This window comes from Dietzia sp. SL131 (genome assembly GCF_026672565.1).
Taxonomy (GTDB): domain Bacteria; phylum Actinomycetota; class Actinomycetes; order Mycobacteriales; family Mycobacteriaceae; genus Dietzia; species Dietzia kunjamensis.
The window spans coordinates 3,197,887-3,219,395 of the sequence record NZ_JAPPRI010000003.1; the positions used below are offsets into that span (position 1 = coordinate 3,197,887).

Below are 21,509 nucleotides of genomic sequence, written 5' to 3' on the forward strand. Positions count from 1 at the left end.
CAGGAAACTGGTATCAGTGAGACCAATGGGATTACACGGTTTGGCGGCCGGCGCCTCGGGCGCGTAATCTTGAGCAGTCTGTCGTGCGCCCGTGGGCGCCCGGCGCGTCGTGGTGCCGCCGTCCTTCGGTGATTCGACGACGTCTCGAACTCGATCGGGCGCTGGACACGGCGCCGACTTCACGTGAGGAGCCAACCATGGCCAAGGGCAAGCGGACCTTCCAGCCGAACAACCGTCGTCGTGCCAAGGTGCACGGCTTCCGTCTGCGCATGCGCACCCGCGCCGGTCGCGGCATCGTCGGCGCCCGCCGGCGTAAGGGCCGCGCGTCGCTGACGGCCTGATTCCGGCCGGGGTGGCGGGTGCTCCCCAGGTCGCACCGGCTCCACCGTTCCGCTGACTTCGCGACGGTGGTGCGCAAGGGTGCCAAGAAGGGCCGCCGCACCATGGTCGTACACGCCCACGTGGACTCCTCGGATGTCCGCGTGGGCGGGCCGCGTTTCGGGCTGGTTGTCAGCAAAGCCGTCGGGGACTCGGTGACTCGTCACCGCGTCAGCCGACGGCTTCGTCATATCGCGGGCGGCCTGCTGGACGAGGCTGGCGACGATCTGATGGTGGTGATCCGGGCCAACCCGGCCTCCGCGGGTGCGTCGCACGACGACCTCGTGCGGGATATGCGCGCGGGGCTCGCCGCTGCCGCCGCTCGCGCCAGGGGCTCGTCGTGAGCACGGGGCGCCCGGGTCCCATCGCGCGGATCCTGTTGTGGATGCTCGACTTCTACCAGAAGGGCATCTCCCCCTGGACTCCACCGAGCTGCCGATTCGAACCCACGTGCAGTAGTTACGCCGTCGAGGCGGTTCGCGTCCACGGATCCTGGTACGGCACCTGGCTCTCGGTGTGGCGTCTCCTGCGCTGTGGGCCGTGGACACCGGGCGGTTGGGATCCGGTCCCCCGGCCCCGTGCACCTGATCCACCGGGCCACGAGCCCCACGAGCACACCGACAATTCTCGAACGTAGCTAGGACTCCACCACCCATGTCGTTCATCACCAACCCGTTGGTCTACTACCCGATCTCCGGCATCCTCTGGTTCTGGCACAAGATCTTCGCGTTCCTCGGCGGTCTGCTCCCCTGGGTCGAGGCGCCGGATTCCAACGGGGTCATCTGGGCCCTGTCGGTGATCTTCCTCGTCTTCACCCTCCGTGCGATGCTGTTCTGGCCGGCAGCCAAACAGATCCGCTTCTCGCGCAAGATGCAGGAGATGCAGCCCAAGATGAAGGAGCTGCAGAAGCGGTATAAGAACGACCGCGAGAAACTCGCGGTGGAGACGCGCAAGCTGCAGAAGCAGGAGGGTTTCAACCCCCTCCTGGGTTGCCTACCGATGCTGATCCAGATCCCGGTCTTCCTGGGTCTGTTCCACGTGCTGCGGTCGTTCAACCGGATGGGTTCGCAGTTCGGCGCCCTCGGGATGAGCGCCGAGGAGACGCGCAACACGGGCAACTACGTGTTCAACGCGGACGAGGTGCAGAGCTTCCTCGACGCCCGACTTTTCGGCGCTCCGCTCTCGTCCTTCATCTCCCAGCCTGTCGACCAGTTCCAGGCCTTCGTGGAGCCCGGCGCGATGCTCGACTTCGCCCGGTGGAACATCATTCTCGTCGCCATTCCGCTGATGATCGTCTCGGCGGTCACGACTCACTTCAACGCGCGGATCTCCCTGTCCCGCCAGTCGCCTGAGGCCGCGGCGAACCCGCAGGCCAAGATCATGAACCAGCTCATGCTGTGGGCCTTCCCCATCGGCATCCTCGTGACCGGCGCCTTCTGGCCGATGGCGATTCTCGTGTACATGGTCACGAATAACCTCTGGACCCTGGGCCAGCAGTACTTCCTGTACGAGAAGATGGCCAAGGAGGACGACGCCGCGGCCCTCCTGCGGCGTGAGGAGCAGAAGGCGCTCGCTCCGCGGGTGGGTGTGAAGCCCACCAAGCCCAGGAAGAACCGCGCTGCCGCGACGGGAACGGGCGTGGTGACGGATCCGGCCGGGGAGGTGGGTACCGCGACGGTGGACGACGACGAGGTGATCGACCCCGACCCGGGGCCTGCGGTCGCTCCGGCATCCGCTCCACGTCCGGGTCAACGGCCTCAGGCTCCCGGCGGGCAGCGCAGTAGACCCGCCCAGAAGGGATCGGGTTCGCGTCCCAAGAACAAGAAGAAGAAAAAGAAGCGTTGACCCGCTAGGGAAACGTGAGTGGACAAGGTCCCCGATGCTCCGGCGTCGGGGACCTTGTCCCATACTTGGGGTAGATATTCGTCGTACTCTCGGGGTTCGGCGATCGGCGGTCACGACGGAGGCAGGTCCATGTCCAAGAGGAACATCGAGGTGTCCGAGGAACGATTGGTCGAGGAGGGCGAGGTCGCTGGCGACTATCTCGAGCAGTTCCTCGACATCCTCGACTTCGACGGGGACATCGATCTGGACGTCGAGGGTGATCGAGCCGTGGTGAGCATCGTGGGTGGCGACGACCTGGATACGTTGGTCGGCTCGGACGGGTCGGTGTTGGACGCTATCCAGGAGTTGACGCGTCTCGCGGTTCAACAGGAACTCGGCGATCGGAGTCGGTTGATGCTCGACATCGCCGGCTGGCGTGAGGCGAAGCGCGAGGCTCTGACCGAGTCCGGTCGCGTGGCAGCGCAGCGGGTTCTCGAGTCAGGTGAGTCGGAGGAACTCGAGCCCATGACGCCGTTCGAACGCAAGATCATCCACGATGCGATCGCGGAGATCGAGGGTGTCACCTCGGACTCGACCGGCGTCGAGCCCAACCGCCGGGTGGTCGTCCTGCCCGGGTGACGGGCGGTTCGGGGCAGGGGTGCGAGTCGTCTGGCTCGCACCCCTGCTCTGTGTCCGAGGATCTAATGACATCGATGTGATTCACCGGCGGTGTTTCACGTGAAACAGTGGCTTTGCGGCCGCGAGAAGGAGCGCGAGACCATGAACGGACACACGGGCCATGAAGCGTCACGTGACAGTGAGGGGGCCAACAGGTCTGCGGGTGAGACGCCGGCCGAGCCGGGCTCGACATCTGACTCCGGTGAGCTTCCCTCTGCGCCGCCCGCTGCAGCCGAGGTGTTCGGGGATCGACTGGGTCTCGCGTCCCGGTACGTCGACTTCCTCGCGACGGCCGGGCTCGAGCGTGGGCTGATGGGTCCGCGTGAGCGGCCTCGGCTGTGGGATCGGCACGTGCTCAACAGTGCGGCTGCTGAATCGCAGTTGGCGGAGGGCGAGTCCGTCGTCGATATCGGGAGCGGCGCAGGCCTCCCTGGTATACCCCTGGCGCTCGCGCGTCCTGATCTGACGATCACTCTGGTCGAGCCACTTCTCCGCCGGGTCACGTTTCTCGAGGAGATCATCAGCGAGCTCGGCATCGATGTCCGGGTGATTCGGGGTCGGGCGGAGGAGAAGACCGTCATCGCCGAGGCTGGAAGTTCGGACGTTGTGACATCCCGGGCAGTGGCGCCGCTCGCGAAGCTTGCCGGCTGGTCGGCCCCGTTGCTGAGGGCTGGGGGTCGTATGGTGGCCCTCAAGGGGGAGTCGGCGCTCGAGGAGATCGAGCGAGATCGCGCCGCCCTCCGCAGGCTCGGGTTCGACGGGGTTCACGTCGAGACCGTCGCGGCTCCGGATGCGGAACCGACGAGGCTGGTGATCGGCACCCTGGCGACTAGGATGGGAGGCCGTGGCTCCGGATCCCGCGGACGCGGGCGCCGGTCTCACTGAGGCCAGACGGGGACGCGTTCGATGTCGGTTTCACGTGAAACAATGGCATCGAGACGGCGGTAGCTCGTGCCGTGCTCACGATGGAACTCGAAAGGTGACGGATGTCCTACGACGAGACCGCCGATCTTCGCGGCCGCGCGGCAGGCGAACGAGGTGCTCCACGGGGATGCCCCGGCACTCCCCCGCCCCGATTCTCCGCGGATCATCACGATCGCCAACCAGAAGGGTGGAGTCGGCAAGACCACGTCTACAGTCAATCTTGCCGCTGCTCTGGCGCTGGGTGGGCTCGGGGTGCTCGTGATCGATATGGATCCGCAGGGCAATGCGAGCACGGCGCTGGGTGTCGATCACCGCGAGGGCACACCGTCGAGCTACGACCTGCTGATGTGGGAGGCCTCGGTCGACGAACTCATGCAGAAGAGCCCTCATGCCGAGCGCCTGTTCTGTGTTCCGGCGACCATCGATCTCGCGGGGTCGGAAATCGAACTGGTCGGGCTCCCCCAGCGGGAACGACGTCTGGCAGAGGTTCTCCTCCCGGAGGACCTGCAATCCCTCGGTATCGACTACGTGTTCCTCGACTGCCCGCCGTCCCTCGGGTTGCTCACAGTCAACGCGATGGTGGCGGCGCGTGAGGTGCTGATACCGATCCAGTGCGAGTACTACGCCCTCGAGGGTGTGGGCCAACTCCTGCGCAACGTCGAACTCATCCAGCAGCATCTGAATACGGATCTGGAGATCTCGACCATCATGCTGACGATGTACGACGGGCGCACCAAGCTCGCCGAGCAGGTCGCCGGTGAGGTGCGGAAGCACTTCGGTGACACCGTGTTGCGGACGGTGATCCCGCGAAGCGTCAAGGTGTCCGAGGCACCGGGGTACGGGATGACCATCCTCCAGTACGACGCCGGGTCGCGCGGGGCGCTGGCCTACCTGGACGCCGCCCGCGAGATCAATGCACGGGGAGGGCCGGCCGGTCCGGGAGACCTCGTATCCACGCCCACCGCGAGTGAAGTCGAGGGCGTCGATCGCCCGGAGGAGAACTGATGAGCCAGCAGCGTAAGGGTGGTCTCGGGCGGGGTCTCGCGGCCCTCATCCCCACCGGCCCCGACGAAGGGCCTCGGCTCGGTAACGATGCCGCTGACCTGATTCTGGGGCCGCGTGGGGGCGGTCCGCGTACCACTCCCCCACGTCCGCGCTCGTCCGGCGCCGGGAATCGGGGTCCGGCGGATACGGGGCTCACCGGTACCCCGTCATCGACGGCCCCCGCGGTCGAGACCGGCTCGCACGCCGAGGATGGTTCACCCGTTTCACGTGAAACAACAGAGTTGGTGGACCCCGGCGCCGTCTACCGCGAGATCTCCCCGGCCGAGATCGACCCCAACCCGAAGCAGCCCCGCACCCACTTCGATGAGGAGGCGTTGGCCGAACTCGCTCATTCCGTCAAGGAATTCGGACTCCTCCAGCCCATCGTCGTCCGTGAGATGTCCGGTGGGCGCTATCAGCTCATCATGGGTGAGCGACGCTGGCGGGCGAGCCAGCGCGCGAAGCTCGAGACGATTCCGGCGATCGTTCGGCAGACCGACGACGAGGATCTGCTGCGGGACGCTCTGCTCGAGAACATCCACCGGGTACAGCTCAACCCTCTCGAAGAAGCCGCCGCCTACCAGCAGCTGCTGGAAGAGTTCGACGTGACCCAGTCAGAACTCGCGACCCGCATCGGCCGATCCCGCCCCGCGATCACCAACAGCATCCGCCTGCTCCAGCTGCCGACCGCCGTACAGCGGCGGGTCGCGGCTGGTGTCCTGTCAGCGGGACATGCGCGCGCACTCCTGGGCCTCGAGGCGGGGGCGCCGGCACAGGACGAGCTCGCCGCCCGGATCGTCGCCGAGGGCCTGTCGGTGCGGGCGACCGAGGAGCTCGTCACCCTCGCCAACCGCGATCCCGGGGACACCACGGACAAGCCCAAACCCCCGCCCCGCGGACGCCAGCGCAACCCGGAGCTGGAGGCGGTGGCGGGTCGGCTGTCAGACCGCTTCGAGACCTCCGTGTCGGTCACGATGGGGCGCCGCAAGGGACGTATCACCATCGACGTCGGCGACACCGATGATCTGGCCCGGGTACTCGCACTTCTCGAGGGCGGGTCGACCGCAGCGCCGCGATGATCTCCCTCCGCCCGCTGGACCTGTCGGCGGTGGACCAGCTGGGTCCTCGCGCCCGGCGTTGCGTCTATTGGCAAACCGACGGTGAGCAGTCCCCGGGAGATCCGGAGTTCGAGAAGGAAGCGTGGATCTCACACGTATCCCTGGAATGGGGTGTCTGCGGCCAGCTCGCCACCTACGGGGACCGATCGACGGCTGCCGCCTTCTACGCCCCCCCGGGGATGGTGCCGCGGGCGACGTGCTTCCCGACCTCACCCGTCGGCGCTGACGCTGTGCTGCTCGCCGGCATGAGTGTCGAGCACGGCGCACCGGCAGGGGTACTGACCGCGTTGCTCGACGCCGTCGTCGTCAATGTCCGAAGCCGCGGAATCAAGGCCATCGAGGCCTTCGGGGTCACGTCCGAGGACCCCGGGCATGTTACGTCACGTGACGGGTGCGGCGCGGACTCGTGCGTGCCGGGGATGAGCTTTCTCGTCGAGCACGGTTTCACGGTGGTGGCACCCCACGAGACCCATCCCCGCCTCCGGCTCGATATCGAGAGCGAGCACTTGTGGAAGGCGGACGTGGAGCGCGCCCTCGATCAGCTCTTCGCCGAACACGGATTCGCCACCCGGCGACTCGGGGTGCTGTCGGGCGCGTCGGCGAGCGCCGTCGCCCGGGGGCTCTGACACCCCGGGACTCACGACACCCCGGACCCCGACTCCCCCGGGGTGGCCGGAGCCGCGATCAGTCGCGCTGGCGCTGCTCGTAGTCGATGAGGGCGTCGACGGACATCGACCCGGTGGGATGATCGTCCTCGTCGAGGAGGTACAGACGTTTCACGCCCACGAGGATCGAGTCGATGATGGTGTCCTGGGCGGCACGATCGCCGAGAATCTCGAGATCCTGCGGGTTGTACGCGTAGCCCAGGTAGATCTGCACGGACGGCATGCGGGTCATTCGCAGCAACGGCCAGCTCCGGCCATGGGTCCGGCAGTCGCGAAGAGTGGTGCGGCTGACGATCTCCCGCTGGATGAAGCCGGACAGGGCCTCACCGAGCATGGACTCCGCGCCGAGCGAGTTACCGAAGTAGAACGTCGCGACCCCGTTGCCCACTGGATTCGGGTGGCGGTCCAGGCGGAGCGAGATGATGAGATCGGCATTGAACGCATTTGCTATCTCGGCTCGCTCGGGATCGGTCGGGATCATCGCCTCGGGCCGGGAGAGGAAGACCTCAACGCCGGCCTGGTTCATCCGCTCGGAGAGCCGCCGGGTGATGTCCCAGAGCAGTTCCGCGTCGGTGATGGTCCCGTAGGGGGTGTCGATCCGGATCGGGTTCTCGGACCCACTGGGGCCGGGATCGAGGACGATCCGTTTACCGGCGAGCATGGGACCGGAGGTGCGGGCCCGCTCCTTCTCGACGAGGGAGGCGACGTCCCCGCCCTTGAACAGGGTCGAGAAGCGGCTCAGGGTGTCCAGGGTCTCGGCACCGACCACACCGTCCGCGGGGAGCGCGCAGTCGCGCTGGAAGTCGGTGACGGCCGCGTGCGTGAGGGGGCCGAAGGTCCCGTCCACCAGGCCGGCGTAGAACCCGAGCTCGCCGAGTCGTCGCTGCAGTTGGGCGATATCGTCCCCCGCCATCGGCCTGGAGACGATATAGCTCAGGTCCCGGGTCCCCAGCACGTGGCTGGCGTCGTGGAGCGCGGCCTGGGTGGCCGGACCCACGATTCCGTCGGAGATCAGCGCACGCGCCTGCTGAAAGGCCAGAACGGCCTTCTCCAGGTCGGCGTCGAAGACGGCGTCGGTACGCGCGAGCACTGACCCGGTCTCGGGCTCGGTGACCCCGACCGACTCGATGTTGTGCAGCAGACCCATGCCCGCGAGGGTGGCCCGGATGGCGGCCACCTCGGGCCCACGGTCACCACGCCTCCACGCCATGGGTCTCCTCCCGCTCTCCTAGTGTTGGGTACCCGGATGAACTTACCGCCTCACACGCGGACATGCCCCGTCCGCGCCGGGCGGTGGGGGAACGCCACGGGGGAGCGCCACAGCGTAGCGACACAGGGTAGCGACACAGGGTAGCGACCCGGTGCCGCCGGCGTGTGTGTCAGGCGCCGAGAACGTCGCCCAGCTCGGCTCGGAGCGCCGACTTGGACTTGGCGCCCGTGATGCGCTTGACCGGCTGTCCCTCCGAGAACAACAGCATCGCGGGGATCGCGGTGATCTGGTACTCGGCGGCGAGTTCCTGGTTGGCCTCGACGTCGACCTTGGCGACGGTCAGCCTGTCCGCCTCCGAGCCCGCGAGCTCGTCGAGGACCGGCGCCATCATGGTGCACGGGCGGCACCACGTGGCCCAGAAGTCCACGAGAACGGGCTTGGAGCCGCTGGCGGTGAGCACGGAGTCAGCGAAGTCGGCCTCGGTGACGTCGATGATGTTGGGGGTGTCGGCCATGACGGTGGTCCTTTCGGGTGGGTGGAGGGGGCCCGGTTGTTCCGGGCCCGGTGTCGGGCTCAGGCCTGCTCGGCGAGCCAGCGCTCGGCGTCGATCGAGGCGGCGCATCCCGAACCGGCGGCGGTGATGGCCTGGCGGTAGCGCTTGTCGACGAGGTCGCCACAGGCGAACACCCCGGGGAGGGAGGTGGCGGTGGTCTGACCGGTGAGGACGTAGCCGTCCTCGTCGACCTCGACCTGGTCGCGGGCCAGCTCGGAACGGGGATCGTGGCCGATCGCGACGAACATGGCGGCGGTCTCGAGCTCACTGGTCTCACCGGTGACGGTGTCGCGGAGACGGAGCTTCTCGACCGAACCGGTCGCGCCGGCCAGCACCTCGTCCACGGCCGTGTTGAGGACGAACGAGATCTTCTCGTTCTCCCGTGCCCGCTCGAGCATGATCTTGGAGGCGCGGAACTCCTCACGGCGGTGCACGATCGTCACGGAGGAACCGAACTTGGTGAGGAAGGTGGCCTCCTCCATGGCGGAGTCGCCGCCGCCGACCACGACGATCGGCTTGTCGCGGAAGAAGAATCCGTCACACGTGGCGCACGAGCTCACACCGCGGCCGAGGAACTCCTGCTCCCCCGGGACCCCGAGGTAGCGTGCCGCGGCACCCATCGCGAGGATCACGGCGCGGGCGCGGTGCTCCTCCTCGCCGACCCGGACGGTCTTGATGTCCCCGGCGAGGTCCATGGACGTCACGTCCTCCATCCGGAGGTCGGCGCCGAACCGCTCGGCCTGCTCACGCATCTGCATCATGAGATCGGGACCCATCATGCCCTCGGCGAAGCCGGGGAAGTTCTCGACCTCGGTCGTGGTCATGAGCGCGCCACCGAACTGGGACCCCTCGAAGACGACCGGCTTCAGCTCGGCCCGCGCGGAGTAGATGGCGGCGGTGTACCCGGCCGGGCCGGATCCGACGATGATGACGTCGTGGACGGTGTCGCTCATGAGTTCTCGGGGCTCCTCGGGCGGTTGGTGGCTCGTGAGTCGGAACCGGCATCAGGTGCCGGGTCTTCTAGAGGCCACAACACCCCGGGGGGCTGCCTTGTTCCCGCGACCGCCCACCGGGTGACGGGAGGAACACCCTCACACCGTGAGGGTGACCCCCTCGAGCAGTGCGGCGAGCTTCGCGCGGCCGCGGGAGCACCGGCTCTTCACGGTGCCCGGGGGGATGTTGAGCAGGTGGCTCGCCTCGGCGACGGTGCACCGCAGCATGTCGACGACGACGACGGCGTCCCGCTGATCGCCGGGCAGTTCCGCCAACGCCTCGGCCACGATGATCGCGTACGCCGGGTCCTGGTGGAAGTGGTCCCGCAGCGTGACCTGTTCGTGCAGCGACGGGGTGAGCTGGGTGTGGGTGCGCAGGCGCTGCGCCCGCATCTTGTCCAGGCAGGCGTTGACCACGATGCGGTAGAGCCACCCCTGCACCGGACAGGCGTGCCGGAAGGTGTCCGCCTTCCGGTACGCCGAGACGAGAGCCTCCTGCAGGGCCTCGGCGGCGTCGTCGCGGTTGAACGACGTGCGGATGGCCAACCGCCAGAGGTAGTCGTAGTGCCGCCGGACGAGGGCGGAGAAGGCGTCGGGGTCGCCGGCGACGTGCGCGTCCAACAGTTCGGCGTCGGACAGCGGCGACTCGGCTGTCAGTACGGACTGGGCCCTGGGAGCGGACTGGGCGCCGAGCGGGGATTCCGCACCTGCGGGCGGGGCAGGGGAACCCGCCGCGGTCGGGACGGCGGTACCGGTGTTCACGACCGTCACCGTAACCCGGTCGGGCCCCCCGTGGGGACGTCTCCCGGCCCGTCAGCGGGTCAGCTCGACCTCGCTGATCGTGGCCTCGTAGGACTGGGCACCGGAGGTACCCAGTCGGGTGATCCACACCAGGACGTACCCGGACTCCCGCGGGTCATCGATCGTCACGGTGGCCGACCCGTCGCGGACGGTGCCCGCTCCGAGACGGGTGGTCTCGTCGAGTGACGCCGGAGAGGCACCGGGCGCGGACCGGACCTCGAAGCGCACGCCGTCGTCCCCCGAGCGGAGCACCACCCGGCGGACCTCCTGCTCACCGTCCAGTGCGAGCATCAACCCGATACCCGGCTTGTAGGCCGACGGGCCGTCGCCGATCTGGGACCGGTAGGCATCACTGGACCACGAGGTGGACCGGTCACCGTCGACCACGTTGGGGGCATCCGCCGAGTTCTCCGCGACGCCGTTCGAGGACGAGGGCTGCCAGGTGGTGACGGTCGACACGGAGACCGGGGTGGTCGGGGTGGCCTCCTCCGCCTCGTCCCCGGTGTCGCCTGCGGCGGGGTCATCGGCCGCGGGCTCGGCGGTCTGGGAGGCGCGACTGGCCTGGGCGGCCCGTTCGATGGCGTCGAGCTGCTGTGAGAGCGGGGTGTCGTTGCGGGTGCCGCCGAACCCCCCGAGCATCCACGTGAACAACAGGGCGATCACCACGACCGCGGCCGCGCCGGTCCCGGCCATGATCTGCCAGCGGCGCTTCTGGACCTCCGGGTCCGGCTCGCTGTACGGCGCGGGTTCGGGACCCGCCTCCGCCGAGGACCACTCCGCCGACGACCACTCCCCCGACGTCCATCCCGTCGCCGCGGCGTCCGCCGGGTAGGCGACCCGGGAAGAGGCCCCGGGGGCGGCGCGCCGCGGCCCGCCGACGCGATCGGTGACCATCGCCCTCACGGTGGCCGCCGAGCTGACCGACGACCCGTCGAGAGACCGCATGGCCAGCACCGCGGATTCCGGCGCCACCCCGGTACCGGCCACCGTGGGGTCGAGGACCTCGTCGTCGTCGTCCCTCCGGGCGGGACCGGGCCGACCGTCGGTCGGTTCGTACAGATCGGAACCCTCGGGCAGCGGGAGCGGCCACGCTCCGGTGAGCAGCGCATAGAGGGTAGCGCCCAGGCCCCGCACGTCGGACCGGGCGTCGGCCCCGTCGCGGACCCCGGGGAAGGCCAGGACGGCGCGCCCGTCCTCGGTGAGTCGGATCCGGTCGGGTGAGTCGAGGCCCAGGGTCAGGCCCACCTCCTCGGCACGGGTCGCGGCGTCCGCCAGACCCCACACCGCGCCCACGGCGGAGTCGGGGTCCGGCTCGGCCACGGCCGCGGCGAGACTGCGTCCGGGGATCCACTCCGAGACCACGATGCCGCCCGCGCGGCCGCGGATGACGTCGAGAACGCGCGCCAACCCGTCCGCGTAGACCGTGGTGAGGGCGACGGTACGGTCGAGCACCCCCGTCGCGGAACCCGGGGGCTGCTCGCCGGGGAGCGGGTCGACGAAGGTCAGGGCGACGAACCTCCCCAGGCGCCGGTCGCGGGCCTTCCAGAAGGACTGGCCGGCGACACCACCGCAGGGTTCGAGGAGTTCGTACCTGCCGCCGGAGACCAGGCCTCCGACGGTCAGACGAGGTGGCGACGAGGCGGTGTCCGGTGCCGGGGCTCCAGTCTGTTCACCCACCCGTTGACCCTCCTCGCCTGGTGCGGCAGCCCGTCAGGAGGCGCCGCTCGTGATCCCTGAGTGTACGTACCGGCCCCGCGTGGATTCGACTATCTCCTCAGACGTCCCACGAGTCCGCGGAGAACGGGGGTGATCGAGTCGAGTTCGGGCAACCGGGACCGCGACAGGATCAGACCGGTCACCGCGAGGGTGATGACGGCGGCGACACCGGCACGCAGGACGAACCCGATGCTTCCGACGGCGTCGGTGAGGGCGTCCATCGGCAGGATCGTGTCCACGGCGAGCGCGACCAGGGCACCGGCGATCGACGCGCCGAGGGTCCACGAGGCCGACCGGAGGGTCTCGCGACCACGCAGGGACCCCAGTTTCGACCGCAGCAGGATGAACCCGGCGACGGCGCCGACGACCCAGCCGATGCCGTTGGCCAGGGCCAGGCCGATCACCACGTGGGACCGCTGGTCGGCGACTACGGGGACGAGGAGCGACAGGATCACGCGGACGACCGTGATCGCGAGGATCATCGCCGTCGGCGTCCAGTAGTCCTCGCGGGCGTAGAACACCCGCTGCTGCAGCAGGACCACGGCGTAGGGCACCAGCGTGAAAGCGCCGAAGGTCAGGGTCAGGCCGAGCACCTGGGCGCTCTCGGCGTCGAAGTTCCCGTAGCGGAACAGGCCGGTGGCGATCGTCGGGCCGAACGCGGTCATGAACGCGATGATCGGCAGCAGCCCGAACAGCGACAGCCGCGTCCCCAGCGAGATGTCCCGCACCACCGCGTCGTTGCGGCCGGCCACCCCGTTGTCCGCCAGGCGGGGGTTGATGGCGGTGAGCAGGGTGACGCCGATGATCCCGTACGGGACCTGCAGCAGGAGCCAGTAGGTCTGGTAGATGGCGATGGCGGCCTCGTCCGCCGCCGACCCGATGCGGTTGGTCATGACCAGACCGACCTGCGAGATGAGTACGTAGGTCACACCGGCCAGGGCGTGCCCGCCGAACTGCTTGATGCGGGGGTCCAGACCCCACTGGGGGCGCAGGTCCACGCCCGCGCGGCGCAGGGCCGGCACCAGCACCGCCGCCTGCAGCACCACGCCCAGGGTGGTGCCCAGGCCCAGCAGCAGGATGGGCGCGCTGAGCAGGTTGACCGGCGCGGCCGGGTCGATGCCGCTGCCGACCACCGCGAACAGCACCAGTGTCGCTATGGCCACCAGGTTGTTCCACACCGGCGCCCACGCCCCGGGACGGAAGACACCGTTGTAGTTGAGGATCGCGAGCATCACCGAGAACACGCCGTAGAAGAAGATCTGCGGCAGCAGCAGGAACGCGAAAGCGGTGGCCAGGTTCGTGTTGACCTCGCCGTCGCCCAGGTTGAGCTCGGTGAGCAGCGGCGCGCACGCCACCGCCACGACGGTCGCCCCCAGTGCCAGGACCGAGGTCACGGTGAGCAGGCGACGGATGAAGGACACGCCCCCGTCCTCGTCCTCCTGCGCGGCCTTGGCCAGCAGCGGCATGAACATCGCGGTGAGCACCGAACCCAGGACGAGCTCGGTGATCATGTTGGGCAGCGTGTTGGCGGTGTTGAAGGCCGACGCCACGGCGGGGCCGAGCACGGTGAGGATGAGGATCATCCGGACGAACCCGGTGATGCGGCTCGCGAGGTTGGCCACGGCCATCGATCCCGTCGAGCGCATCACCGACGCGTCGGAGGAGTCGCGGTTCCGTGCCCCGGTCCCCCCGCCGGGCGTCGCCGGGCCCGCTGCGGACCGCTCCGGGGTCGGGGCGATCGGCCGCGCGATCGGCCGCTCGATCGACGGCGCGGGCGCGGCGTCCGGGATGAACGAGTCGGCGACCGGCGGCGGGGAGGCCGGGCCCGGCAGCACGCAACTGCCCGCCTCACGGCGTCGGCCGCGGAGGCCGGGATCCGGTCTGCGCAGTTCGGGTCCGGGGGACCCCTGCTCGTCGTTCACGGTCGGTGCCCTTCGTCCGCGGGGTCGAGGATGCCCCGACGGTAGCGCAGGTACCGCCGGCCCCCGAGGACGAGGGCGAGGGCGGCCGCGGCCAACGCGAACGCCTGGGCGACCGGGTAGCCACCGGTCTGGACGGACAGCTCCACCGGCTCCGACAGCGGGCGCCCGTCGGGACCCTCGAGGACGAACGCCACGGTGTGGCGTACGCCGCCCTCGGCATCGGACTGGGTGGGCACCTGCAGGGTCCGCGACCCCGAGGCCGGGATCTGGACGACCCCCACCGGCTCCACCGTGATGTCGTCCGGCGCGGTGACGGTGACGCCGACGCGCACCGGGAACGGCAACGCGTTCCGGGTCACCAGCAGCAGTGGGCTGTTGGGGCTGGCCATGGTGAACACGCTGCCGGGCGGCAGCAGGTCCACCCTGCCGAGCGAGCGGGAGACCGTCTGCTCGAGGCGGTCGAGGCGCTCGGCGGTGGCGGCGCGGGCGTCCGCCCCGGTACCGGACCCGGGTGACGTGCCGTCTCCCCCGCCCGCCGGCCGGTCTCCGACAGGGCCCGGAGGGCTTCGGTCATCATCGGGTCGAGGTGGCCCTCGGCGTCCGCGGAGGTGGGATCGGCGGCGTCGACCAGTGACCGCAGCGTGCCGATCCCCCGCAGGGCGTCGGAGACGCGACGGTCCACCCCGGCCAGGTCCACGGCCCCCGGGTCGACGGCGCCCGTGGGGTCGTCCGCCAGGGATCCGTCCGGGACGGTGACCGGTCCGGCCAGGCGCTCGGTGAGCGGCACCGCGCGCATCCTCCCCGCCGCCAGTTGGGCGCCGAGGGTCTCCAGCAGCGAGCCGGCGGCCTCGCCGTCGACGCTCCACACCTGCGGCGGCACGGCCAGGAGCCCCTGACCGTCGGACGGGCCCGAGGGGTCGGTGTCGGCAGCGGGACCGGTGCCCGCGGAAGGCCCGGCGCCGGCCGCGCCGGCCGCGCCGGCCGCGCCGGCGGCCTCGAGCGGGGCGATGGGGGCGGGCCCGGCGTCGATGGCGTCCACGACCGGCGCGAGGAGCGCGGCCCTCGCGTCCTGGAGGCGGGCCGCCGCGGAGTCGGCGGTCAGCCAGTACCGGGTGTCGTGGTCGGAATAGCGCGGGTTCTCCGGCGCGGACCCGGTCGCGGCGAGGGCCGCCCCGATCGGCGCCGAATACGTCAGTGCCCGTCCACCGTCGGTCCCGGCCAGCCCCACCATCCCGGGGGGCGGGACGAGACCGGTGTCGGTCCGCGTCGACGGGGCCGCCACCACGGCGGTGGCGCCGGGCTCCCCCAGCGCCTCGGCGGTGCCGGGCAGCAGGGTCCCGGACGCGGGGACCAGCACGTCGGGGATCGGGGGCACCCCGAGGATCCGCTCCACGGAATCGTCGCCGTCCAGCGCGGCCCGGGTGAGCTCGGTGGACCCCACCGCGCCGACCATCTCAAGGCCGGCCTGGGCGGCCGGCAGCGTCACCACGCAGGTGCCCTCGGCCAACGCCCGCAGCTCATCCAGCCAGCGTTCGGCGTCCGCTTCCACCGCCCCGGGATCGGCGGGGGCGGACCGCTCCGGGTCCCCCCGGCCGCCCCGGTTCCGCCCGGAGGAACCCCCGTCGTCGTCGCCGCTGCCGTTCCCGATGAGCACGGCGCGGCCGTCGGCGATCTCGGACACGGTCCCCAGCAGCTCCGGGTCCACGCCCAGGCACACCGCCTGTCGCAGGTCCTGCCCGCCGGGCCCGTCGAACGCGTCGTCGGCCGCCCGGACCAGCCCGGTGAGCCGACCGCCCTCGGACAGCTCGCGCAGGAGCGAGTCGTCGGTCAACGCGACCACCGGGTCCGGGCCCTCCGCTCCGGGCACCGTCGCGATCCGCGTGGGTGCCGCCGCCAGCGGCCACATCATGGTCAGCGGGACCGGCGCCGGGCCCCGCCCGTCCGCCGGCCCGGGTGCGACCACCTCGTCGTCGTCGTCGACCCCCGGTAGCGCCGCCGGTCGCGGCGCCTCGAGCACGGGCAACTGGGTGCGGGCGTCGTCGAGTCGCGCGGGCGACCCGCCCTCCGGGGTGCCGTTGACGTTGACGAGGAGCGGATAGATGCCGGGTTCGGTCAGCTGCAGGTCAGGGGCCGGGTCGCCGGGGATCTCCCGGGCCGGCATGGACACGCGGTACGGCACGGACTGCCCCGGCGCCACGGTCTCGGCCACCCGCAGGAACTCGCCGCGGACCGCGAACGACGGCTCGGACCACACCAGCGGTTCGCGCACCGCCTCCGCGTCGGCGGCGCGGGGCCCGCGCTGGAGTCGGACGTCGACCGACTCGAGGGGGATGTCGTCGACGTTGGTGATGGTGCCGGACACCGTGACAACGGGGACCCCGGACTCGGTGCCGACCGCGACCCGGCCCCCGCCACCCGCCCCGCCCGGCCCACCCGCCCCGTCGAGGACGGTCGGGGAGATCTCGTCGATGGTGATCCGGGCCAGTGTCGGCGCCGGATTGGGGATGTACCCGGCCGCCGCGGCCTCCGCGGGGGTGATGGCCCCGGCCGGCTGGACACCCCACAGCGGGCCGAGGGCCAGCGCCGCACACAGTGCCGTCGGGACGACCGCCCGGACTGCGCGCCCAACCGGCCGCCCGGTCACGGCCCGGACTCCTCCGGCGCGTGGTCGCGAGGGGTGACGCCGTGCGCCCCGGTGCGGCGGACCGGCTCGGGGCCGTCCGCCCGGCGGGACGGGTCCACCATCTGCGCGTCGGCGGGCGGGGGATTGTCGCCGGCCAGTTCGGCGCGCGCGAAGTCCGGGAGCAGGGTGCGGGCGGACTCGACCAGTCGCCGCTCGTCCGGGTACGCGAGGCGCCGGGGCAGGTCGTCGAACGCGAACCAGGCGACCTCGGTGATCTCCGGGTCCTCGTCGCACAACTCGCCGTGGTCGTAGCGGACGAGGTGGTGGTGGACGGTCTTGTGGATGCGCCGGCCCTCGGCGACGAACCAGTAGTCGATGGTGCCGAGCGGAGCCAGGACGGTGCCGTCGACACCGGTCTCCTCGAGTACCTCGCGCCGGGCCGTCTCCGCGACGGTCTCCCCCGGCTCGATGTGCCCCTTCGGCATGGACCACAGCATGCGGCCTCGGCGGTCCAGCCGACCGATGAGGGCGACCTCCAGCCGGGACAGGTCGGGCTCGGGCCCCTCCCCCGCCTGCGCGAGGTTCCGGACCACCAGGCCGCCGGCCGAGGTCTCCAGCACCGTCTTGAGGCGCTGGCCACCGCGGGGATGCCGCGCGCCCCCGCGACCGCCGCGGGCGTTCTTGGCTCCGGCCTTGCCGCCCTGGTGGGTGCCGGGCTTGGTGGTCTTGGCCGTGGCCTTGGACCCGCCCTTGCCACCGGCCTTGGATCCGGTCTTGGACCCGGTGCCGCCGCCGGCCTTCGCGGGCGCGGACGTGCGGGTGGTGTTGGTGGAGCTCGCCTGGCCACCGCCGCCCGACTTGGACCGGCCGGGCTGACGCGGGTGACGGGGGGCCTGGCGGGAGGTGGCGCCGGCGGTGCCGTCGCCGGTCTTCACCGTGTGGGTGGCGTCGGGGCTCGACGGCTGGTTCTGGTTCTCGGGTGCGCGGCCCTGTCCCCGGCCGCCCCGCCGACCGCGTCCGCCGCGGCGGCGACGCCGCCCCTGCCGGGACTGACCGTCGCCGGAGGGACCGGTGGAGCCGGTGGGCCCGGACTGGCCCCGCTGGCCGGACTTCTGACCCGGCTTCTGACCTGGCTTCTGACCGCCGCCCCCGGCGTCCCGGGGCGTCGGTTTCTGCTTGTCACCCTGCGCGCCGCGCTGGCCGTCGGACCCCTTCGCGGCAGCGCTGTCCCGCTTCTGACCTGCGGCGTCGCGCCCCGCGGCGCCGGGCCCGGCGGGCCGACGCGCACGACGACGCCGCGGCGCGTTGGCGCGCGGTTCGGCGGGACGATCGGCTTCGGACACCCATCGATGCTACCGGCCGGGGGTGAGTGGACCGGAATCCACGGCGCGCCGCGGCCCGGCCGCGTGCGGGTGCCCGGGCGCGAGGGTGGCAGGCGTGGGAAGTCACGACGACGACGACGAGGCACTCCCGTCACTCACGTACCTTGCCGTCCCAGCGGTCAGGGCCTCGGGGCCGTGCCGGCCGGGGACGGTCCCGCGGCGGCGGGCGCGGCTAGAGTCCGCAGTATGAGCTCTGGCCCGTCCGCCCACGCCCTGGTCCTCCGACACCGGGCCAAGCCGGGCCGTCGTGACCAGTTGATCGAGGTGTGGCGCCGGCACATGCCCGAGGCCGTGCAGGCCAACGCCGGGCACCGGGCCTATGTATTGTGCGCATCCCACGTGGACCCGGACGTGATGGTGGTGTTCCAGCACTACCGGGACGCCGCGGCCGCCCAGGAGTTCCTCGGCAACCCCGCCTACCTGCGGTATCTGGCGGAGTCGAGCCCGCTGCTGAGCGGGCCGCCCGAGGTCGAGGCCGTGGACCCGCTGTGGTCGAAAGCGGTCGCGCCCGGCGAGTGAGTCCCGCCGGGCATTCCGGCAGGGCATCCGGCCCGGATCCGGCTCGGATGCGCTGCCTGGTCGACTTGCGCGCCCCGAATGGTCCGTTCCCGCAGCACGACCCGGTGATCGACGTACATTCCGGCAGCGGCGGTCGGCGTGGCGGCGTACCCGGGGCTGATCCCGCCCGGCCCCGAGCGCGCGGGTCAGGGATTGTCGGGTCCACTCGGTAAAGTCGGGCCCGTGACAGCCCGCAGACCGACCCCCGACCGCAGTGCCGCCGACAGCAGCGCCGCCGCCGAACGATCCGCCTCCGATCGACACGACGCCGCGGTGTTCTCGGCGTTGCAGGACGGACCGGGTTCCCGGCCCGACCCGGCGGAGGTCGAGGCGCGCCGGGTCCGGTTGCTCGCGGGCGCCCAGACCACGATGAACGACCTGGCCGACGTGCTGGCCCCACTCGCGACGGCGTTCGGTGGCGCCGGGCACGAGCTCTACCTGGTGGGTGGCAGTGTCCGCGACGCCGTGCTCGGCCGACTGGGCACCGACCTGGACTTCACCACGGACGCCCGGCCCGAGACGGTGCGGGCCATCCTCGACGACTACGCGGACGCGGTGTGGGACACCGGGATCGAGTTCGGCACGCTGTCGGCCGTCAAGCGGGACGGTGGCGGGATCGAGCAGCAGATCGAGATCACCACGTTCCGTGCCGACTCCTATGACGGGGTGACCCGGAACCCCGAGGTCGTCTTCGGTGACACCCTCGACGGTGACCTGATCCGGCGCGACTTCACGGTCAACGCCATGGCGGTGCGTCTGCACCCGGACGGGCGCCAGGAGTTCGTCGACCCCCTGAACGGGATGGACGCCCTGCTCGCCGGCGTCCTGGACACCCCGGCCGCACCGGAGCAGTCGTTCTCCGACGACCCGCTGCGCATGCTGAGGGCCTGCCGGTTCGTCTCCCAGCTGGGGTTCACCCTCGCGCCGCGGGTGTTCCGTGCGATGGCGGAGATGACCGGGGAGATCGACCGCATCACCGTCGAACGGGTGCGGACCGAACTCGACAAGACCATCCTCGGCGACTACCCGATCGACGGCATCAACATGCTGTGCGAGGCCGGGTTGGCCGACCGGGTGTTGCCCGAGGTGCCCGGCATGAAGCTCGAGCGCGACGAGCACATGCAGCACAAGGACGTGTACTGGCACTCGCTCACGGTGCTCAAGCAGGCCATCGACCTCGAACCCGAGGGGCCCGACCTGGTGCTCCGCTGGGCGGCGTTGCTGCACGACGTGGGCAAGCCCGCCACACGGGCGCCCAAGCCCGGCGGCGGCGTGACCTTCCACCACCACGAGGTGGTCGGCGCGAAGATGGTGCGCAAGCGCATGCGTGCGCTCAAGTACTCCAAACAGATGATCGAGGACGTCTCCGGCCTGGTGTTCCTCCACCTGCGCTTCCACGGGTACGGCGAGGGTCAGTGGACGGATTCCGCGGTGCGCCGCTACGTCTCCGACGCCGGACACCTGCTCCCGCGCCTGCACCGGCTGGTCCGGGCGGACTGCACGACCCGCAACAAGCGGCGGGCGGCCAAGCTGCAGGCCAACTACGACTCGCTGGAACGGCGGATCGCCGAGATCGAGGAGAAGGAGGACCTCGCGCGGGTCCGCCCCGACCTCGACGGCAACGAGATCATGACGCTGCTCGACCTCAAGCCGGGGCCCGATGTCGGTCGCGCGTGGGCGTATCTCAAGGAGTTGCGCCTCGACCGCGGCCCGCTCGACCGGGCTGAGGCCGAGGCCGCGCTCCTGAGCTGGTGGGCGGGACAGAACGAACCGCAGCAGAACGGCGGGTCCGGGGGCTCCGCCGAGCAGAACGGCGACCCGGCATGATTGGCGGAGCGGTCGACCGCTACCTCGGTTCGGCCGCTGCGCGGGTCGTCGTCGCCGTCCTCGCCGTCGTCGGCACGCTGCTGCACACCGTCGGAATCCCGGGGCTGCAGCAGACCCCGCCGTACCGCATCGACCTCGACGTCTACCGCGTCGGCGGGCAGGTGTTCCGCGACGGTGGCGACCTCTACGGCGAGCTGCCGCAGCTCGCCCAGGGCGCCCACCTGCCGTTCACCTATCCCCCGCTGTCGGCGCAGCTCTTCTCACTGCTCACGCTGGTGCCGTTGGCGGTCGCGTCCGCGCTGATCACGCTGGCGACCATCGCGGTGCTGGCCTATGTCGTGCACCTGGTGCTCACGCGCACGTGCGAACGCCCGCAGCGGGAGTTGTGGTGGCTCACGGCAGCCATCGTGGCGGTGGCACTGTGGTTCGGCCCGGTGCGCGAGACGATCGGGTTCGGGCAGGTCAACGTCTTCCTCATGGCGCTGGTGCTGGTCGACGTGATCCGCGGCCGCGGCCGCTGGTGGGGCGGCACCCTCACCGGGTTGGCGATGGCCATCAAGCTCACCCCGGCGGTGTTCCTGCTGTACTTCGTGCTGCGGCGCGACTGGCGTGGGCTGGCCACGGCGGTCGTCTCGGCGCTGGCGTTCACCGGGATCGGGCACCTGCTCACCCCGGACGACTCCGCCCGCTACTGGACCTTCGCCATCCGCGACCCGGCCCGGATCGGCGGTCTGGCGTTCACGTCCAACCAGTCGGTGAACGGGTTCGTGCACCGACTCGGCTTCGAGGACACCGCCGCGTCGGTCGCGTGGTTCGTGGTGTCCGCGGCGATCGGCCTGGGGATCGCGTGGGTGGCGTGGCGGTTGCTGCGGTCCGGCCACGAGGTGGCCGCCGCGGTCGCGGTGGGCAACGTGGCGTTGTTCTGCTCGCCCGTGTCATGGGGACACCACTGGGTGTGGGCGGTGCCCGCGGTCGTGCTCACCCTGGTGTGGGCCGACCGCGCGGGACGAGACGGCGACGACGACGAGCGCGGCTGGCTAACCCTGGCCGGCAGCGGCGTGGTGATCTTCCTGGGCACTCCGCAGTGGTGGGTGCCGCACAGCGAGGGCCGCGAACTCGGCTGGGGCCCGCTGGAGCACCTCGTCGGCAACGCCTACCTGATCTGGGCGGCGGTCTTCCTCGTCGTCGTGGGTGCCCGGGCCTCTCGACTCGGGCGTCGCGACCTGGGCGGCGATCCCGAACGACCCGCGTTGCTCGTCAGGGCCACCGCGAGCAGCTGAGCGCCCGCCGTCAA

General features: G+C 70.9%; 21 protein-coding genes. 12 read left to right on the plus strand and 9 right to left on the minus strand.

Annotation, left to right across the window (positions count from 1 at the left end):
- The first annotated feature begins 197 nt into the window (after window positions 1-197).
- From rpmH to OVA21_RS16005, 9 genes are all read left to right on the plus strand, one after another.
- Window positions 198-341, plus strand: a complete 144-nt coding sequence (gene rpmH, locus OVA21_RS15965; protein WP_007629603.1) for a 50S ribosomal protein L34 — start codon at window positions 198-200, stop codon at window positions 339-341.
- A gap of 18 nt (window positions 342-359) precedes the next feature.
- Window positions 360-722: a ribonuclease P protein component gene (rnpA, locus tag OVA21_RS15970; RefSeq protein WP_268092830.1), complete on the plus strand. Its 363-nt coding sequence runs from the start codon at window positions 360-362 to the stop codon at window positions 720-722.
- A gap of 41 nt (window positions 723-763) precedes the next feature.
- The gene (yidD, locus tag OVA21_RS15975; RefSeq protein WP_268093174.1) at window positions 764-1,015 is read left to right on the plus strand and encodes a membrane protein insertion efficiency factor YidD; all 252 of its coding nucleotides are present in this window, start codon (window positions 764-766) and stop codon (window positions 1,013-1,015) included.
- Window positions 1,016-1,032: 17 nt separating this feature from the next.
- Complete coding sequence (gene yidC, locus OVA21_RS15980) at window positions 1,033-2,223, plus strand: membrane protein insertase YidC (protein WP_268092831.1); 1,191 nt, start codon at window positions 1,033-1,035, stop codon at window positions 2,221-2,223.
- A 129-nt stretch (window positions 2,224-2,352) separates the two neighbouring features.
- The gene (locus OVA21_RS15985; RefSeq protein ID WP_163376706.1) at window positions 2,353-2,841 is read left to right on the plus strand and encodes a Jag family protein; all 489 of its coding nucleotides are present in this window, start codon (window positions 2,353-2,355) and stop codon (window positions 2,839-2,841) included.
- A 141-nt stretch (window positions 2,842-2,982) separates the two neighbouring features.
- A complete protein-coding gene (gene rsmG, locus OVA21_RS15990) occupies window positions 2,983-3,765 on the plus strand; it encodes a 16S rRNA (guanine(527)-N(7))-methyltransferase RsmG (RefSeq protein WP_268092832.1) in 783 nt (260 codons plus the stop codon).
- Window positions 3,766-3,831: 66 nt separating this feature from the next.
- Window positions 3,832-4,809: a ParA family protein gene (locus OVA21_RS15995; RefSeq protein WP_268092833.1), complete on the plus strand. Its 978-nt coding sequence runs from the start codon at window positions 3,832-3,834 to the stop codon at window positions 4,807-4,809.
- Window positions 4,809-5,927 carry a ParB/RepB/Spo0J family partition protein gene (locus tag OVA21_RS16000; RefSeq protein ID WP_268092834.1) on the plus strand — a complete coding sequence of 373 codons (1,119 nt, stop codon included), beginning with the start codon at window positions 4,809-4,811 and terminating at the stop codon, window positions 5,925-5,927. Before OVA21_RS15995 ends, OVA21_RS16000 begins: the two co-directional genes overlap by 1 nt.
- Window positions 5,924-6,592: a hypothetical protein gene (locus OVA21_RS16005; RefSeq protein ID WP_067720183.1), complete on the plus strand. Its 669-nt coding sequence runs from the start codon at window positions 5,924-5,926 to the stop codon at window positions 6,590-6,592. Before OVA21_RS16000 ends, OVA21_RS16005 begins: the two co-directional genes overlap by 4 nt.
- A 58-nt stretch (window positions 6,593-6,650) precedes the next feature.
- On the opposite strand, the gene OVA21_RS16010 is transcribed toward OVA21_RS16005, so the two are convergent.
- The 9 genes from OVA21_RS16010 to OVA21_RS16050 all read right to left on the minus strand — a co-directional run bounded on the left by OVA21_RS16010 (window position 6,651) and on the right by OVA21_RS16050 (window position 17,791).
- Window positions 6,651-7,841, minus strand: a complete 1,191-nt coding sequence (locus OVA21_RS16010; protein ID WP_120285658.1) for an N-acetylmuramoyl-L-alanine amidase — start codon at window positions 7,839-7,841, stop codon at window positions 6,651-6,653.
- A 169-nt stretch (window positions 7,842-8,010) separates the two neighbouring features.
- Entirely contained in the window at window positions 8,011-8,355 is a 345-nt protein-coding gene (gene trxA, locus OVA21_RS16015; RefSeq protein WP_268092835.1) for a thioredoxin, read from the minus strand.
- Window positions 8,356-8,414: 59 nt separating this feature from the next.
- Window positions 8,415-9,347: a thioredoxin-disulfide reductase gene (gene trxB, locus OVA21_RS16020; protein ID WP_069389400.1), complete on the minus strand. Its 933-nt coding sequence runs from the start codon at window positions 9,345-9,347 to the stop codon at window positions 8,415-8,417.
- A 138-nt stretch (window positions 9,348-9,485) separates the two neighbouring features.
- Complete coding sequence (gene sigM, locus OVA21_RS16025; RefSeq protein WP_442778939.1) at window positions 9,486-10,157, minus strand: RNA polymerase sigma factor SigM; 672 nt, start codon at window positions 10,155-10,157, stop codon at window positions 9,486-9,488.
- 42 nt (window positions 10,158-10,199) lie between these two features.
- Window positions 10,200-11,864 carry a protein kinase family protein gene (locus OVA21_RS16030; RefSeq protein ID WP_268092836.1) on the minus strand — a complete coding sequence of 555 codons (1,665 nt, stop codon included), beginning with the start codon at window positions 11,862-11,864 and terminating at the stop codon, window positions 10,200-10,202.
- 89 nt (window positions 11,865-11,953) lie between these two features.
- Window positions 11,954-13,825 (minus strand): lipid II flippase MurJ, encoded by a 1,872-nt coding sequence (locus tag OVA21_RS16035; RefSeq protein ID WP_268092837.1) that lies wholly within the window; start codon window positions 13,823-13,825, stop codon window positions 11,954-11,956.
- Window positions 13,822-14,214 carry a hypothetical protein gene (locus tag OVA21_RS16040; RefSeq protein WP_268092838.1) on the minus strand — a complete coding sequence of 131 codons (393 nt, stop codon included), beginning with the start codon at window positions 14,212-14,214 and terminating at the stop codon, window positions 13,822-13,824. The genes OVA21_RS16035 and OVA21_RS16040 overlap by 4 nt, the downstream gene beginning before the upstream one ends.
- Complete coding sequence (locus tag OVA21_RS16045; RefSeq protein WP_268092839.1) at window positions 14,181-16,469, minus strand: hypothetical protein; 2,289 nt, start codon at window positions 16,467-16,469, stop codon at window positions 14,181-14,183. Before OVA21_RS16045 ends, OVA21_RS16040 begins: the two co-directional genes overlap by 34 nt.
- Window positions 16,466-17,791, minus strand: a complete 1,326-nt coding sequence (locus OVA21_RS16050; protein ID WP_268092840.1) for an NUDIX hydrolase — start codon at window positions 17,789-17,791, stop codon at window positions 16,466-16,468. Before OVA21_RS16050 ends, OVA21_RS16045 begins: the two co-directional genes overlap by 4 nt.
- A gap of 225 nt (window positions 17,792-18,016) precedes the next feature.
- Here OVA21_RS16050 and OVA21_RS16055 point away from each other — a divergent pair, with 225 nt between their 5' ends.
- The 3 genes from OVA21_RS16055 (at window position 18,017) to OVA21_RS16065 (ending at window position 21,495) form a co-directional block, all read left to right on the plus strand.
- Window positions 18,017-18,349 (plus strand): putative quinol monooxygenase, encoded by a 333-nt coding sequence (locus OVA21_RS16055; protein ID WP_069389324.1) that lies wholly within the window; start codon window positions 18,017-18,019, stop codon window positions 18,347-18,349.
- Window positions 18,350-18,661: 312 nt separating this feature from the next.
- A complete protein-coding gene (locus OVA21_RS16060) occupies window positions 18,662-20,215 on the plus strand; it encodes a CCA tRNA nucleotidyltransferase (protein ID WP_069389326.1) in 1,554 nt (517 codons plus the stop codon).
- Window positions 20,212-21,495, plus strand: a complete 1,284-nt coding sequence (locus tag OVA21_RS16065; RefSeq protein WP_069389325.1) for a glycosyltransferase 87 family protein — start codon at window positions 20,212-20,214, stop codon at window positions 21,493-21,495. Before OVA21_RS16060 ends, OVA21_RS16065 begins: the two co-directional genes overlap by 4 nt.
- Window positions 21,496-21,509 lie beyond the last annotated feature (14 nt).

Coding starts and splice junctions, on each gene's coding strand:
- rpmH (WP_007629603.1), top strand. CDS start 198: ATGGCCAAGGGCAAGCGGACCTTCCAGCCGAACAACCGTCGTCGTGCC.
- yidD (WP_268093174.1), top strand. CDS start 764: ATGCTCGACTTCTACCAGAAGGGCATCTCCCCCTGGACTCCACCGAGC.
- yidC (WP_268092831.1), top strand. CDS start 1,033: ATGTCGTTCATCACCAACCCGTTGGTCTACTACCCGATCTCCGGCATC.
- OVA21_RS15985 (WP_163376706.1), top strand. CDS start 2,353: ATGTCCAAGAGGAACATCGAGGTGTCCGAGGAACGATTGGTCGAGGAG.
- rsmG (WP_268092832.1), top strand. CDS start 2,983: ATGAACGGACACACGGGCCATGAAGCGTCACGTGACAGTGAGGGGGCC.
- OVA21_RS16000 (WP_268092834.1), top strand. CDS start 4,809: ATGAGCCAGCAGCGTAAGGGTGGTCTCGGGCGGGGTCTCGCGGCCCTC.
- OVA21_RS16005 (WP_067720183.1), top strand. CDS start 5,924: ATGATCTCCCTCCGCCCGCTGGACCTGTCGGCGGTGGACCAGCTGGGT.
- OVA21_RS16010 (WP_120285658.1), bottom strand. CDS start 7,841: ATGGCGTGGAGGCGTGGTGACCGTGGGCCCGAGGTGGCCGCCATCCGG.
- trxA (WP_268092835.1), bottom strand. CDS start 8,355: ATGGCCGACACCCCCAACATCATCGACGTCACCGAGGCCGACTTCGCT.
- trxB (WP_069389400.1), bottom strand. CDS start 9,347: ATGAGCGACACCGTCCACGACGTCATCATCGTCGGATCCGGCCCGGCC.
- OVA21_RS16040 (WP_268092838.1), bottom strand. CDS start 14,214: ATGGCCAGCCCCAACAGCCCACTGCTGCTGGTGACCCGGAACGCGTTG.
- OVA21_RS16055 (WP_069389324.1), top strand. CDS start 18,017: ATGAGCTCTGGCCCGTCCGCCCACGCCCTGGTCCTCCGACACCGGGCC.
- OVA21_RS16065 (WP_069389325.1), top strand. CDS start 20,212: ATGATTGGCGGAGCGGTCGACCGCTACCTCGGTTCGGCCGCTGCGCGG.